Origin of the sequence: Nocardia sp. NPDC051756, assembly GCF_040681495.1 — a bacterium.
Lineage (GTDB): Bacteria > Actinomycetota > Actinomycetes > Mycobacteriales > Mycobacteriaceae > Nocardia.
Genome location: NZ_JBFAYV010000001.1, coordinates 871,001 through 884,641 on the forward strand (window position 1 = coordinate 871,001; position 13,641 = coordinate 884,641).

Here is a 13,641-nt window from a genome sequence, read left to right on the forward strand (position 1 = left end):
ATGAACGTCCATCGGAGATAACCCGAGGTCGTGCGGGCCCCGTCCCTGAACAACGGGTGCACCTGCTCGACCTCTCAGTGAGGAGAGCAGTGGCAGGCAAGGCCCGCGTGCACGAGTTGGCCAAAGAACTCGGTGTCACCAGCAAGGAACTACTCGCACAGCTCAAGGAGCAGGGCGAGTTCGTGAAGTCGGCGTCCTCGACGGTGGAAGCTCCCGTCGCACGCCGTCTGCGTGAGTCGTTCGCATCCAAATCAGCCCCCGCGAACGGCACCAAGTCGGGATCACGCCCCGGCCCGTCCTCGTCGGCCCGTCCGGCCGCGAAGCCCGCAGGAAACGGTCCCCGTCCGGGACCGCGTCCGCCGGCTCCCGCGCCCGCCCCGGCCGCAGCGGCTCAGCAGGAAACCGTCCGCGAAGCCCCGCGGACCAGTGAGGGACCGGCCGTGAAGCCGGGCCCCGCAGCACGTCCGACCCCGGCTCCGGCGCCCAAGCCGGCCGCCGCCCAGGAAGTCGCACCGGCACCCGCCGCCGCGGCCTCCACCGAAGCGCCCGCGAGCTCCGCGCCCGCGGCACCGGCCGGGCCGCGCCCGACGCCGAACGCCGCGCGTCCGGGTCAGCAGCAGCAGCGTCCCGGTGCCGCACCGGCACAGGGTTCGCCGCGTCCGGGTGGTTCGGGTCCGCGTCCGGGTCCGAAGACCCCGCGGGTCGGCAACAATCCGTACTCCTCGGCGCCCGAGCGTCCCGCGCCGCGTCCGGCCCCCGGCCAGGGTGGCCCGCGTCCGGGTCCGGCCCAGGGCGGTCCCCGTCCGGGTCCGGCTCAGGGTTCGCCGCGTCCGGGTACTCCGGCGCAGGGCGGCTCCCGTCCCGCGCCCGGCCAGGGCGGTCCCCGTCCCGGCGGACCGCGGCCGAGCCCCGGCTCGATGCCGCCGCGGCCTAACCCGGGTGCGATGCCGTCTCGTGCGGCACGTCCGGGCGGTGCCGGTGGACCCGGCGCCGGTCGTCCGGGTGGTCCCGGTGGTCGTCCCGGCGGCGGTGGCGGCGCAGGTCGTCCCGGTGGCGGCGGCGGTGGCGGTGGTTACCGCGGCGGCGGCGCTCCCGGTGGTGGCGCAGGTGCAGGCACGGGTGCTCCCGGTGCCGGTGGCGCTCCCGGTGGTTTCCGCGGTCGTCCCGGTGGCGGTGGCGGCGGTCGTCCGGGTGGTCCCGGTGGTCGTGGCGGAGCGGCCGGCGCGTTCGGTCGTCCCGGTGGCGCACCGCGTCGTGGCCGTAAGTCGAAGCGGGCGAAGCGCGCCGAGTACGAGAGCATGCAAGCTCCCGCCATCGGTGGCGTGCGGCTGCCCCGCGGCAACGGCGAGGTCATCCGCCTCGCTCGCGGCGCCTCGCTCTCGGACTTCGCGGAGAAGATCGACGCGAACCCGGCTGCCTTGGTACAAGCCCTGTTCAACCTCGGCGAAATGGTCACCGCTACCCAGTCGGTGAACGACGAGACGCTCGAGCTGCTCGGCAGCGAGATGAACTACGTCGTGCACGTGGTCAGCCCGGAGGACGAGGACCGCGAGCTGCTGGAATCGTTCGACCTGACCTACGGCGAAGACGCGGGTGGCGAAGACGATCTCGAGCAGCGTCCGCCGGTGGTGACCGTCATGGGTCACGTCGACCACGGTAAGACCCGACTGCTGGACACGATCCGTAAGGCCAACGTCCGTGAGGGCGAGGCAGGCGGCATCACCCAGCACATCGGCGCCTACCAGGTGATGACCCACCTCGGCGAGACCGACCGGCTCATCACCTTCATCGACACCCCGGGTCACGAGGCGTTCACCGCCATGCGTGCCCGTGGTGCGAAGGCCACCGACATCGCGATCCTGGTGGTCGCCGCCGACGACGGCGTCATGCCGCAGACGGTGGAGGCGATCAACCACGCGCAGGCGGCCGACGTGCCGATCGTGGTGGCGGTCAACAAGATCGACAAGGAAGGCGCGAACCCGGACAAGATCCGGCAGCAGCTGACCGAGTACAACCTGGTGGCCGAGGAATACGGTGGCGACACCATGTTCGTCGACATCTCCGCGCGGGAGAACATCAACATCGAGGCTCTGCTCGAGGCTGTTCTGCTCACCGCGGACGCGGCACTGGACCTGCGGGCGAACCCGGACATGGACGCGCAGGGTGTGGCCATCGAGGCCCACCTCGACCGCGGCCGTGGCCCGGTGGCGACCGTGCTCATCCAGCGCGGCACGCTGCGCGTCGGCGACTCGATCGTGGCGGGCGACGCCTACGGTCGCGTCCGGCGCATGGTCGACGAGCACGGCGAGGATGTCATCGCGGCACTCCCGTCGCGGCCGGTCCAGGTCATCGGCTTCACGTCGGTGCCGGGCGCCGGTGACAACCTCCTGGTTGTCGACGAAGACCGGATCGCTCGCCAGATCGCCGACCGCCGCAACGCACGCAAGCGCAACGCGCTGGCCGCACGCAGCCGCAAGCGGATCAGCCTGGAAGATCTCGATGCCGCACTGAAGGAGACTTCGGAGCTCAACCTGATCCTCAAGGGCGACAACTCCGGTACCGTCGAGGCCCTCGAAGAGGCGCTGCTCGGTATCCAGATCGACGACGAGGTTCGGCTGCGGGTCATCGACCGCGGTGTCGGTGGCGTCACCGAGACCAACGTCAACCTGGCGTCGGCGTCGAACGCGATCATCATCGGGTTCAACGTCCGGGCGGAGGGCAAGGCCACCGAGCTGGCCAACCGCGAAGGCGTGGACATCCGGTACTACTCGGTGATCTACCAGGCCATCGACGAGATCGAGAAGGCCCTCAAGGGCATGCTCAAGCCGATTTACGAAGAGGTCGACCTGGGCCGGGCGGAGATCCGCGCGATCTTCCGTTCGTCGAAGGTCGGCAACATCGCCGGCTGCATGGTCCTCGAGGGCTCGGTCAAGCGCAACGCCAAGGCGCGCTTGCTCCGCGACAATGTGGTGATCGCGGAGACGGTCACCATCTCCTCCTTGAAGCGGGAAAAGGACGACGTCACCGAGGTCCGTGAGGGCTTCGAATGCGGTTTGACGTTGACCTACAACGACATCAAGGAAGGCGACATCATCCAGGCCTACGAGCTGCGCGAGAAGCCGCGCGACTGAGTTCTCCGACCGCACGTCACGCCGGGCCGTCCGCCCGGCGTGACGTGCGGGATGAGCTCTCGAAAGCTCGGGCCGCAGGCTCGACACAAAGAGGTGCGTAGTTGTTCCTGGGGGCACTCGAGTTCGACCTCCTGCTCGGAGACGTGCACTCACTGAAAGAGAAGCGTTCGGTGATCCGGCCGATCCTGGCCGAATTGCAGCGCTTCGGTGTGAGTGCCGCCGAGGGCGGCGAACAAGACCGCCATCGTCGTTCATTGCTGGGGGTTGCCCTGGTCAGTTCCGGTATGGAACACCTGACCGAGGTACTCGACCGCTGTGAGCGGCACGTCGCGGCACGTCCGGAGTTACAGTTGCTGGCAGTGCGCCGCAGGATCTTCGGACCCGAAGACTAACTATCTAGTGAGGAAGGTTCAGCCATGGTGGATCAAGCCAGGGCACGCCGACTCGCCAAGCGGATCTCCTCGATCGTGGCCACCGCGATCGAATACGAGATCAAGGATCCGCGGCTGGGTTTCGTGACCATCACCGACGCCAAGGTCACCGGCGATCTGCGTGAGGCGACGGTGTACTACACGGTGCTGGGCGAAACCTTGGACACCGAACCGGACTATCAGGGCGCCGCCGCGGGCCTGGAGAAGGCCAAGGGGGTGCTGCGCTCGAAGGTGGGCGCGGGCACCGGCGTGAAGTTCACGCCGACCCTGGCGTTCGTGCTCGACAAGGTGCCCGAGGTCGCCAAGGACATGGAGGAGCTGCTGGCTCGGGCCAAGGCCGCGGACGAAGAGGTGGCCAAGGTCGCCGCCAACGCCAGGCACGCCGGCGACGCCGACCCGTACAAGGTCGAACGCGACGACACCGAGTGACATGCGGTAGACGATGACGACAATGCGGGACGCGGTCGACCTCGAATCTGCGGTCGAGGCGTTGAACGCCGCCCGCTCGGTCACCATCGTTTGCCATGTACAACCGGACGCCGACACCGTCGGTAGCGGTCTCGCGCTGGCGCTGGTCTTGCACCGGCGCGGGATTCCGGTCTGGGTGTCGTTCGCCGAACCGGCGGAGTTGCCCGAATCGATGCGGTCGTTGCCGGGCGTGCACCATCTGGTGCCGCCCGCCGAGGTGCCCGCGTCGGTCGATCTGCTGATCGCGGTCGATTGCGGCAGCGTCGGGCGGCTCGGCGCGTTGGCCGATCGAATCGCCGGGGCCGCAAAGACTTTGGTGATCGATCATCATCGGTCCAATGACCGGTTCGGGACGATCAATCTGGTCGATGCCGGGGCGGAATCGACGACCAGCCTGATCGTGCGGTTGCTCGACGCGTGGGGTGTGCCGATCGATCTCGAAGTGGCGCATTGCCTTTACGCGGGACTGGTGACCGATACCGGGTCGTTCCGGTGGGTTCGGCCCGGCACGCACGAGCTGGCCGAGCGGTTGTTGGCCACCGGGATCGACGGCGGCGAGATCGCCAGGACCTTGCTGGACACGCATCCGTTCGGGTGGTTGACCATGCTGTCCAGGGTGCTCGCGACCGCGCAGTTGGTGCCGGGCGTGCGGGGCGGTATCGGGCTGGTCTACGCGTTCGTACGGCTCGATGACATCGCCGAGGTGAGTTCCGAAGAGGCGGAGAGTGTCATCGACATCGTCCGTACGACGTCCGAGGCGGGGATTGCCGCGGTGTTCAAGGAATCCGGGGCCGGGGGCGATCGGTGGACGGTGTCGTTGCGTGCGCGCGACAGTCGGCCGGGGGCGGACGACGGGGTGGACGTTGCCGAGGTGGCGAGCGCGCTCGGGGGTGGCGGGCATCGTTTTGCCGCTGGTTATACGGCATACGGAGCCGCGGACGAACTCGTTGCCACGCTGCTGGCTGCGTTGGGCTGAGCCGCTGTCGGTTGGCGACGCGAGCAGCTTGCCGGGTTACACCCGGTGTGCGTAGCGACAGGGTGTGTGAAGCCGCTGGTCTGTCGGTGCCTCGTGGCAGGGTAACAGGAGTAATCGCTGCCCCGCCGGAACATGTTGCCGAGTCAGGGTGATCGCGATTCGACCGTGGTGCCGGGCTGCCTGGCGCGCTGGATGTGTTGTGGTGAGGGAGGTTTCATGAGCGGGGAGTTGTCCACCGAGGGCGACCCGGCGGAGGGTGCGGCGCCGTCGACGGTTGCCACCGGCGCGCTGGTCGAGCCCGCGGCCGAGATCGGGCCCGGGCGGATACTGCGGATCGCGGTGCCCACGCTCGGCGTGCTGGTCGCGGAGCCGATCTATCTGCTGTTCGATCTCGCCGTGGTCGGGCGGCTCGGGGCGCTCGCATTGGCCGGGCTCGCCGTGGGTGGATTGATTCTGGCGCAGACCAGTTCGCAGCTGACCTTCCTGTCCTACGGCACCACCGCGCGGGCCGCGCGCAAGCATGGCGCGGGTGATGAGCGCGGCGCGGTGGCCGAGGGTGTGCAGGCGACCTGGCTGGCGATCTCGGTCGGTGTGTTGATCCTGGTGCTGGTTCAGGTCTTCGCGGTGCCGCTGACCGGTGCGATCGCCGGCGGTGGGGAGATCGCCGACGAGGCGCTGGAGTGGGTGCGGATCGCGCTGTTCGGGGTGCCGTTGATCCTGATCTCGATGGCGGGCAACGGGTGGTTGCGCGGGGTGCAGGAGACTCGTCGTCCGCTGATCTATGTCGTTGCCGGACTGATTGTTTCGGGTGTGCTGTGTCCGGTGCTGGTGCACGGGTTACTGGGTGCGCCGCGCATGGAGCTACCTGGTTCTGCCGTCGCGAACGTGGCGGGGCAGCTGGTGATGGCCGGTTTGTTTCTGAATGCGCTTGTTCGCGAACGGGTTTCGCTCGCACCGCAGTGGCCGGTCATGCGCGCTCAGCTGGTCCTCGGGCGGGATCTGATCGTGCGCAGCCTCGCCTTCCAGGCGTGCTTCGTCTCGGCCGCGGCCGTTGCCGCCCGGTTCGGCGCGGCCTCGGTCGCCGCGCATCAGCTGGTGCTGCAATTGTGGAATTTCCTTGCGCTGACCCTGGATTCGCTGGCCATCGCCGCGCAGACCCTGGTCGGCGCGGCCCTCGGTGCGGGCGACGCACCCGGTGCCCGCGCGCTGGCCAAGCGCGTCACCGGCTGGTCGGAGATCTTCGCGCTCGGCCTCGCCGCGTGCTTCGCCGCCGGGGCCGCGCTGATCCCGAGGCTGTTCACCGACGACCCCGACGTGCTGGACCGTACGCACGTCACCTGGTGGTTCTTCGTCTGCATCATCCCGGTGGCCGGCGTCGTCTTCGCCCTCGACGGGGTCCTGCTCGGCGCGGGTGACGCCGCCTACCTGCGCACCACCACGCTCGGCTCGGCCCTGCTCGGGTTCCTCCCGGCGATCTGGCTGTCGCTGGCGTTCGACTGGGGGATCGCCGGAATCTGGTCGGGCCTGGTCGCTTTCATGGTCTTGCGCTTGGCCGCCGTGTCCTGGCGGGCCTGGTCCGGGCGCTGGGCGCAGATCGGCGCCGAAGTTCCCGGGCAGGTCCGGGCCGCCGGGTAAGCAGGTCAGCTGTTGGTCAGGAAGCAGGCGTCGTTCGGCAACTGCTCCACCGTGCCGACGGGCACCGTCACCTTGGCGCAGGCCAGCGTCGGATACGAGCTCGGCGTATCGGAATCGGCGGGGAAGTCGGCGCAGTAGGTCAGCGCGAGGTGCTCGCCCTCGGCCAGCTGGCGGGTCAGCGTGAAATCGGCCGGCGCGGGCTGCCTGGGGGACAGCAGGTTCTGCCGCGGGTCGCCGTCGACCAGCAGCGTGCACTGCACGGTGCCGCCGACGAGGTCGGTGCTGATCCGGCTCGGCGTCGCGGTCAGGGTCTCCCCGGCGACCTGAAACGACGCGCTGCTCGGCGGACTGATGGTGGCCCCGGCGAGAGCAGGAATGGCGAAGCCGGCTGCCGCGGCCGATGATGCCACGACAATCCCTCGGAATGTGTTGCGTGCGATCATGTTCGGACAACCTACCGGGTCGTGCGCGCGGATCCAGCGGGTTGGGTGTTCCGAGATAATTGCCTCATTTCGGTTTGACCGAGGGCTCGAAGGGTTCCCCGTGCGTAACGCGCAACTGCGGCGAACCCACCCCGGCGTTCCGATCCCGGCGGGGTGACGGGCGCGAACCGGGTCGGGTGTGCCAAGGTAGGTGTGGTGATACCCAAGTTGATGGCGGTGAGCGACATTCACGTCGGGCACCAGGGGAATCGGCCGGTGGTCGAGCAGATTCATGCCGACTCACCGGAGGACTGGCTGATCGTGGCCGGGGACGTGGGGGAGAAGACCGACGACATCCGGTGGGCGCTGGAGCTGCTGCGCGGCCGGTTCGCCAAGGTGATCTGGGTGCCCGGCAATCACGAGCTGTGGACGACGGCGAAGGACCCGGTGCAGATGACCGGCGTCGCTCGCTACGACTACCTCGTGTCGATCTGCCGCGACCTGGACGTGCTGACCCCCGAGGACCCGTTCCCGGTCTGGGAAGGCGCGGGCGCCGAACAGTACGGCGGCCCGGTGACGCTGGCGCCGCTGTTCCTGCTCTACGACTATTCGTTCCTGCCGAAGGGCGCCACCACCAAGGCGGAGGGGCTCGCCATCGCGCGGGACCGCAATGTGGTGGCCACCGACGAGTACCTGCTCTCCCCGGACCCGTACCTGACCAGGGACGCCTGGTGCCACGCCCGCGTGCAGGTCACCCAGCGCAAGCTGGACGCGCTGCCCGAGGGTGCGCCGATCGTGATGATCAACCACTTCCCGATGGTCCGGCAGCCGACCGACGTGCTGTTCTACCCGGAGTTCGCGCTCTGGTGCGGCACCGAGCTGACCGCCGACTGGCACACCCGCTACAACGTGGTCTGCTCGGTTTACGGCCACCTGCACATTCCGCGCACCTCCACCTACGACGGCGTCCGCTTCGAGGAGGTGTCCCTCGGCTACCCCCGCGAATGGCAGCGCCGCGGCCTCCCCGAACGCCTGCTCCGCCAGATCCTCCCCGCCCCGGTATACCCGCCCGGCTCGCTGAACGAGTGGGGCGGCCACTTCCAGGTCACGCCGGAAATGAAGGCCGCCGCCGAGGAGATGCGCGCCAAAGCCGAGCGTCGCCGAGGCGTCTGACCGAACCCCCCGCCGCACACCCTTTGATTTCCCGCACACCGAATCGCATGCGATTGCCTGTGCGGGAAATCAGGAGATGTGCGGCTGCGATCTTTGTCCGCGCCTCGTCTAGGCTCGATGGCGATGATCGAGACAATTTTGCCGTCGGGAGTCGCGTCGGCTGAGCTGCTGGAGTATCCGGAGGACCTGAAGGCGCATCCGGCGGAGGAGCATCTCATCGCGAAGGCGGTGGAGAAGCGTCGCCGGGACTTCATCGGGGCCAGGCATTGCGCGCGGTTGGCGCTGGCCGAGCTCGGTGAGCCGCCGGTCGCGATCGGCAAGGGCGAGCGGGGCGCGCCGATCTGGCCGCGCGGCATCGTCGGCAGCATGACGCACTGCGACGGCTATCGGGGCGCGGCGCTGGCGCACAAGCTGCGCTTCCGCTCGGTGGGCATCGACGCCGAGCCGCACGCGACGCTGCCCGAGGGCATCCTCGATTCGGTGAGCCTGCCGCCGGAGCGGGAGTGGTTGCAGGCCACCGGTTCCGCTCTGCACCTGGACCGGCTGCTGTTCTGCGCCAAGGAGGCGACCTACAAGGCGTGGTTCCCGCTGACCGCGCGCTGGCTCGGCTTCGAAGACGCGCACATCACCTTCGACATCCAGGACAGCACCGACGATTCCGGGCACGGCACGTTCCACAGCGAGCTGCTGGTGCCCGGGCAGACCAATGACGGTGGGGTGCCGTTGATCTCGTTCGACGGCCGGTGGCTGATCGCCGACGGGTTCATTCTCACCGCGATCGTGCACGGCTGATGGACGGTCTCGGCGGGCTGCTGATCGTCGACAAGGACAGCGGCCTCACCAGTCACGACGTCGTCGCACGCTGCCGGAAGCTGTTGCGCACCAAGAAGGTCGGGCACGCCGGCACTCTCGACCCGATGGCCACCGGCGTGCTCGTGCTCGGCGTCGAACGGGCCACCAAGCTGCTCGGCCTGCTCACCCTGACCACCAAGGCATACACCGCGACCATCCGCCTCGGCCAGGCCACCAGCACCGACGACGCCGAGGGTGAGGTGCTCTCGACCACCCCCGCCCTGCACCTCGCCGACGACGAGATCGCCGCGCAGACAACGAAACTCACCGGCGACATCGAACAGGTCCCCGCCACCGTCAGCGCGATCAAGGTGAACGGCGAACGCGCCTACGCCCGGCATCGCGCCGGCGAAGAGGTCCAGCTGGCCGCGCGCCCGGTCACGGTGTCCCGCTTCGACATCCTCGCCCGCCGCGACGTGCCGGACGGCGAATTCGTCGACCTCGACGTAGTCGTCGAATGCACTTCCGGCACCTACGTCCGCGCCCTGGCCCGCGACCTCGGCGCCGCCCTCGAGGTCGGCGGCCACCTGACCGCGTTGCGCCGCACCAGAGTCGGCCCCTTCACCCTCGAACACGCCCGCACCCTGGGCGAATTGGCCGAAGCCGCAGAATCCGACGCCGCCCTGCTCAGCCTCGACATGGACGAGGCCGTGCGAACCGCCTTCCCCCACCGCGAAATAGACGAATCCCAAGTCGACGACCTGCGCAACGGCCGCTGGCTGGACCCCATCGGCCTCCCCGGCGTCTACGCCGCCCTCGCCCCCGACGGCCGAGCCATCGCCCTGCTCCAGGAAAGTGGTAAACGTGCCGCGTCGGTGATGGTCGTCCGCCCGTCGAACTTGTAAGACATAGGGTCCGGCGGCGCGGAAGTTGCTGCGGCACAGCGATTATGCGTGCGTCACTTGATGGGGAATTCCGGCCCGAGGATCGGATGCAGCGCGCCGAGTAGTGAACCGATGCTGATGTCGAGCAGTTCGGCGCGCGAATAGTGATGGTTCTCCAGCCATTCGACGGTCAGTACGCGGACGAAGGTGAGCCAGCTCATCAGGATCGAGGAGACCTGAGTTCGTAGGGTTCCTTCGACGCCTAGGGCATCGAGGAGTCGGCGGCGCAGTTCGCCTAGTTCGCCCGCGATGATGGCCTGGATGGTCGGGTCGCCGGCGAGCACCCGATTCGCCGCGAGCACGCTGTTGGCGTTCGCCTCGAAGTAGTCGAAGTGGGTGTTCAGCCCGGCGGTCAGCTGCTCGGCGAGTGGCTGTCCGTTGTCGAGCGGCGTGGCGACCAGGAGTTGTTCCGCTGCCTGCTCGTAGACTCCGGCGAATAGGTCGCGCTTGCTCGGGAAATGGCGATAGAGCAGGGCCCGCGAGACGCCTGCGGCCGTGGCGACGTCCTCCATCAGCACGGCGTCGTACGCGCGCTCGGCGAACAGCTGCGCGCCCGCCTCCAACAGCACCTGACGGCGCTCTTCGGGGGGCAGGCGACGGCGAGCGCTCATCCCGAAACTCTAGTTGACGTCTGTCTACTAAGCGTCGTAGGGTCATTTAGTAGACAAACGTCAACTAGCCTGCGGTCGGTGGCTGGAGTGGGAACCCGCTGTCCGCCAGCATGATTCGTCGTACCCGCGGAGGAACAATATGGCAACCGCACTCAAATGGCTCTCCATGGCGATGGGCGTCGCCTGCGTGGCAATCGGCATCTTCCACCTCGCGGCCGGCATCGACGGCATCCCCGACATGGGCTCCTCCGGCGTCACCGCCGACAGCCAGACCCGCTTCTTCGGCGCGATCTTCCTCGGTTACGGCGTCGTCTGGATCTGGGCCGCCCGCCAAACCCCGATTCCCGCCACCGTCATCCGCTGGCTCGCCGCCATCTTCCTGTTAGGCGCCGTCGGCCGCTTCATCTCCGTCGCCGTCTACGGCTGGCCCCACTGGTTCCAAATCGTCCTCACCGCCATCGAAGTCATCCTCCCCCCGATCTACCTCTACCTAGCCACCGCCGACGAAAAGCACACCCCCACCACCCCGACACCAACCGCCGCCCACACCTCCAGCTGACCCAGGCACGACTCGAGCGAATCCCACCGCGCACAGCAGATAGGCCACCCGCCCTGACCGAGCCTTCACCGCAGCGAAGCACGAGTGGCGACTCCCAGATGTCCCGTCCGCACCACCAGCGGTTGCCGAGCGGACTTCACGGCGGCGGAGTGCGAGTAGCCGCTCGGCCGGGACTGTGGATTCAACGGTGTTTCTGGCCTGATTCGCTGAACGAAGTTCAGCGGGGAAGGTGCCGTGATGGCGACACTGGATGGCGTGGCATCGAAGAAGAAGGTTCGTGAGACCTCGGCGGAGGCCGCGGCAGCGGCGGAGTTGGTCCGGATGGCCAAGGAGCAAGGTCTGTCGTTGACCGGGCCGGATGGGCTGCTCAAGCAGTTCACCAAGGCGGTCCTGGAGACGGCGTTGAACGAGGAGATGACCGAGCACCTCGGCTATGGCAAGAACGAAGCGCCTGTCGATCGGGAATCAGCCAACGTCCGCAACGGGACCCGTTCGAAGACGGTGCTGACCGAAGCGAGTGGTCATGTGCCGATCGAGGTGCCCCGAGATCGCGATGGCAGTTTCGAGCCGCAGATCGTGAAGAAACGTCAGCGTCGGTTGAGCGGGGTCGATGAGATCGTGTTGTCGTTGTATGCCAAAGGCCTGACGACAGGGGAGATTTCGGCGCATTTCGCTGAAATCTATGGGGCGTCGGTGTCGAAGGAAACCGTCTCGAGGATCACTGACAAGGTGATCGAGGAAATGCAGGATTGGGTCAACCGGCCCCTCGATGGCGTGTATGCCGCGGTCTTCATCGATGCGATCGTGGTGAAGGTCCGGGATGGTCAGGTCGCCAACCGGCCGATCTATGCCGCGATCGGGGTCACGGTCGAGGGCGGCAAAGACGTGCTCGGGTTGTGGGCCGGCACCGGTGGTGAGGGCGCGAAGTTCTGGATGAGCGTGCTCACCGACCTGCGCAACCGCGGTGTCAAAGACACCTTCTTCGTGGTCTGTGACGGATTGAAAGGCCTGCCCGAAGTCGTCGCGAATGTCTGGCCGTTAGCGATCGTGCAGACCTGCATCATTCACCTGATCCGCAACACTTTCCGTCTTGCCTCGCGCAAGGACTGGGACGGGTTGCGCCACGACGTGAAACCGATCTACACCGCGGTCAACGCTACCGCTGCCCGTGCTGCGCTCGACGAGCTCACCGGGAAGTGGGGCACGAAATATGCTGCGATAGTTCGTCTTTGGGAGACTGCGTGGGAGGAGTTCATTCCGTTTCTCGACTACGACGTCGAGATCCGGCAGGTGATCTGCTCCACCAACGCGATCGAGAGCCTCAACGCTCGCTACCGGCGCGCGATCAAAGCCCGAGGTCACTTTCCCACCGAGCAAGCCGCCCTGAAATGCCTCTACCTCGTCACCCGATCCCTGGACCCGACCGGGCGTGGTCAGGCACGATGGACCCAACGCTGGAAACCCGCGGTCAACGCCTTCGCGATCACCTTCGCCGACCGCTGGCCCAACGCACAAACCTACTGAGAGAAACCGCCGGAAACACCTTTAGCGAGACAGTCCCGCTCGGCCATGTCCCGTTCGTGGTGCGGCTCAATGGCCCCCGCTTGTCGGCAATGTGTTCCTGCCGAACGGGATTGGATGCGGCGGAGTACGAGTGGTACCCCGTTGATGTCCCGTTCGCACCACCGGTCGCTGACGTACGGGACTTCGCTCTGGCGGAGTTTCGCTCTGGCGGAGTGTGGGTGGCTGCTCGGCCATGGCCCGTTCGTGAGGGTGGGCTGCTGGGCTGCTTGGGGGCGAGGGAATCCGTACAGTGTGGATGGGGCGGCAGCGGGAGGATTCGGGTAATGGGTGAGCGGCCGGTTGATACGTTCGAGGTGTGGGATCGGGATGGGGACGGGCTTGTTTCGGTTGCCGACATCACGGCTGGGATCAGGGCACTCGGGCTCGAGGTCGATGACGATGCGGTGGAGCGGATGGTCGCCGCTGCGGATACCAATGGCGACTTCCTGATCTCCCGGGCGGAATTCGATGCCGCGCTGGTGGGTGGACGGATCGAGGTGACCGACGCCGATGCCGCGTTCCAGGTTTTCGATATCAACCAGGACGGTCGGATCTCGGTCGAGGAACTCGAGTCCCTCATTCGCCACGTAGGGGAGGGCCGCATCGAGGAGTCCGCCGAAACCCTGCTGGCCGCCGCCGACCAGGACAACGACGGCTACCTCTCGCTCGCCGAATTCCGTTCCCTGCTGGACTTTCTCGCCCGCTGATCACCAACGAACGGGCCACCTTCCGGCGGGACCACCTTGATTCGCCCGCTTTCATGTTCGTTGGGTGCGTGTCACCGCGAGAATCGCGGCCAGGAAGGTTCGGTTCGGTGAGCGGACGTGGTGGTGACGCGCCGATTCGCCGGCATTTGTCGGTCGGACACGCGTCATCGTGAGAATCGCGTGGCCGGGAGCGCTTCGGTTCGGTGAGCGGGACGTGGTTGTGGCGTGC

The 13,641-nt window shown here is 67.6% G+C and carries 13 protein-coding genes; 11 read left to right on the top strand and 2 right to left on the bottom strand.

Going from position 1 to position 13,641, the window contains the following annotated elements:
• Window positions 1–89: 89 nt before the first annotated feature.
• The 5 genes from infB to AB0M22_RS04275 all read left to right on the top strand — a co-directional run bounded on the left by infB (window position 90) and on the right by AB0M22_RS04275 (window position 6,641).
• A complete protein-coding gene (infB, locus tag AB0M22_RS04255; protein ID WP_364720842.1) occupies window positions 90–3,131 on the top strand; it encodes a translation initiation factor IF-2 in 3,042 nt (1,013 codons plus the stop codon).
• Window positions 3,132–3,232: 101 nt separating this feature from the next.
• A complete protein-coding gene (locus AB0M22_RS04260; protein WP_150405719.1) occupies window positions 3,233–3,523 on the top strand; it encodes a DUF503 domain-containing protein in 291 nt (96 codons plus the stop codon).
• A gap of 24 nt (window positions 3,524–3,547) precedes the next feature.
• Entirely contained in the window at window positions 3,548–3,991 is a 444-nt protein-coding gene (gene rbfA / locus AB0M22_RS04265; RefSeq protein ID WP_364720845.1) for a 30S ribosome-binding factor RbfA, read from the top strand.
• 13 nt (window positions 3,992–4,004) lie between these two features.
• On the top strand, window positions 4,005–5,006 hold the full coding sequence (locus tag AB0M22_RS04270) for a bifunctional oligoribonuclease/PAP phosphatase NrnA (RefSeq protein ID WP_364720847.1): 1,002 nt from the start codon (window positions 4,005–4,007) through the stop codon (window positions 5,004–5,006).
• Between the two features lie 216 nt (window positions 5,007–5,222).
• On the top strand, window positions 5,223–6,641 hold the full coding sequence (locus AB0M22_RS04275; RefSeq protein ID WP_364720849.1) for an MATE family efflux transporter: 1,419 nt from the start codon (window positions 5,223–5,225) through the stop codon (window positions 6,639–6,641).
• A 5-nt stretch (window positions 6,642–6,646) separates the two neighbouring features.
• Here AB0M22_RS04275 and AB0M22_RS04280 read toward each other — a convergent pair whose 3' ends face one another.
• Entirely contained in the window at window positions 6,647–7,051 is a 405-nt protein-coding gene (locus tag AB0M22_RS04280; protein WP_364720852.1) for a hypothetical protein, read from the bottom strand.
• Window positions 7,052–7,279: 228 nt separating this feature from the next.
• On the opposite strand from AB0M22_RS04280, the gene AB0M22_RS04285 reads away from it, so the two are divergent.
• The 3 genes from AB0M22_RS04285 to truB all read left to right on the top strand — a co-directional run bounded on the left by AB0M22_RS04285 (window position 7,280) and on the right by truB (window position 9,933).
• Entirely contained in the window at window positions 7,280–8,236 is a 957-nt protein-coding gene (locus tag AB0M22_RS04285) for a metallophosphoesterase (protein WP_364720854.1), read from the top strand.
• 123 nt (window positions 8,237–8,359) lie between these two features.
• Window positions 8,360–9,028, top strand: a complete 669-nt coding sequence (gene npt / locus AB0M22_RS04290) for a 4'-phosphopantetheinyl transferase Npt (RefSeq protein ID WP_364720856.1) — start codon at window positions 8,360–8,362, stop codon at window positions 9,026–9,028.
• Window positions 9,028–9,933 (top strand): tRNA pseudouridine(55) synthase TruB, encoded by a 906-nt coding sequence (gene truB / locus AB0M22_RS04295; RefSeq protein ID WP_364720859.1) that lies wholly within the window; start codon window positions 9,028–9,030, stop codon window positions 9,931–9,933. The genes npt and truB overlap by 1 nt, the downstream gene beginning before the upstream one ends.
• A gap of 53 nt (window positions 9,934–9,986) precedes the next feature.
• Here truB and AB0M22_RS04300 read toward each other — a convergent pair whose 3' ends face one another.
• Window positions 9,987–10,583, bottom strand: a complete 597-nt coding sequence (locus tag AB0M22_RS04300) for a helix-turn-helix domain-containing protein (protein WP_364720862.1) — start codon at window positions 10,581–10,583, stop codon at window positions 9,987–9,989.
• 139 nt (window positions 10,584–10,722) lie between these two features.
• On the opposite strand from AB0M22_RS04300, the gene AB0M22_RS04305 reads away from it, so the two are divergent.
• The 3 genes from AB0M22_RS04305 (at window position 10,723) to AB0M22_RS04315 (ending at window position 13,412) form a co-directional block, all read left to right on the top strand.
• Complete coding sequence (locus AB0M22_RS04305; protein WP_364720865.1) at window positions 10,723–11,142, top strand: DUF4345 domain-containing protein; 420 nt, start codon at window positions 10,723–10,725, stop codon at window positions 11,140–11,142.
• A 234-nt stretch (window positions 11,143–11,376) separates the two neighbouring features.
• The gene (locus AB0M22_RS04310; protein ID WP_364720867.1) at window positions 11,377–12,666 is read left to right on the top strand and encodes an IS256 family transposase; all 1,290 of its coding nucleotides are present in this window, start codon (window positions 11,377–11,379) and stop codon (window positions 12,664–12,666) included.
• Window positions 12,667–12,989: 323 nt separating this feature from the next.
• On the top strand, window positions 12,990–13,412 hold the full coding sequence (locus AB0M22_RS04315; RefSeq protein ID WP_364720870.1) for an EF-hand domain-containing protein: 423 nt from the start codon (window positions 12,990–12,992) through the stop codon (window positions 13,410–13,412).
• Window positions 13,413–13,641 lie beyond the last annotated feature (229 nt).

What these genes read in the sequence shown, in the direction of transcription:
- AB0M22_RS04270 (WP_364720847.1), top strand. Translation starts at nt 4,005, where the DNA reads ATGACGACAATGCGGGACGCGGTCGACCTCGAATCTGCGGTCGAGGCG.
- AB0M22_RS04315 (WP_364720870.1), top strand. Translation starts at nt 12,990, where the DNA reads ATGGGTGAGCGGCCGGTTGATACGTTCGAGGTGTGGGATCGGGATGGG.
- npt (WP_364720856.1), top strand. Translation starts at nt 8,360, where the DNA reads ATGATCGAGACAATTTTGCCGTCGGGAGTCGCGTCGGCTGAGCTGCTG.
- AB0M22_RS04300 (WP_364720862.1), bottom strand. Translation starts at nt 10,583, where the DNA reads ATGAGCGCTCGCCGTCGCCTGCCCCCCGAAGAGCGCCGTCAGGTGCTG.
- truB (WP_364720859.1), top strand. Translation starts at nt 9,028, where the DNA reads ATGGACGGTCTCGGCGGGCTGCTGATCGTCGACAAGGACAGCGGCCTC.
- rbfA (WP_364720845.1), top strand. Translation starts at nt 3,548, where the DNA reads ATGGTGGATCAAGCCAGGGCACGCCGACTCGCCAAGCGGATCTCCTCG.
- AB0M22_RS04275 (WP_364720849.1), top strand. Translation starts at nt 5,223, where the DNA reads ATGAGCGGGGAGTTGTCCACCGAGGGCGACCCGGCGGAGGGTGCGGCG.
- AB0M22_RS04305 (WP_364720865.1), top strand. Translation starts at nt 10,723, where the DNA reads ATGGCAACCGCACTCAAATGGCTCTCCATGGCGATGGGCGTCGCCTGC.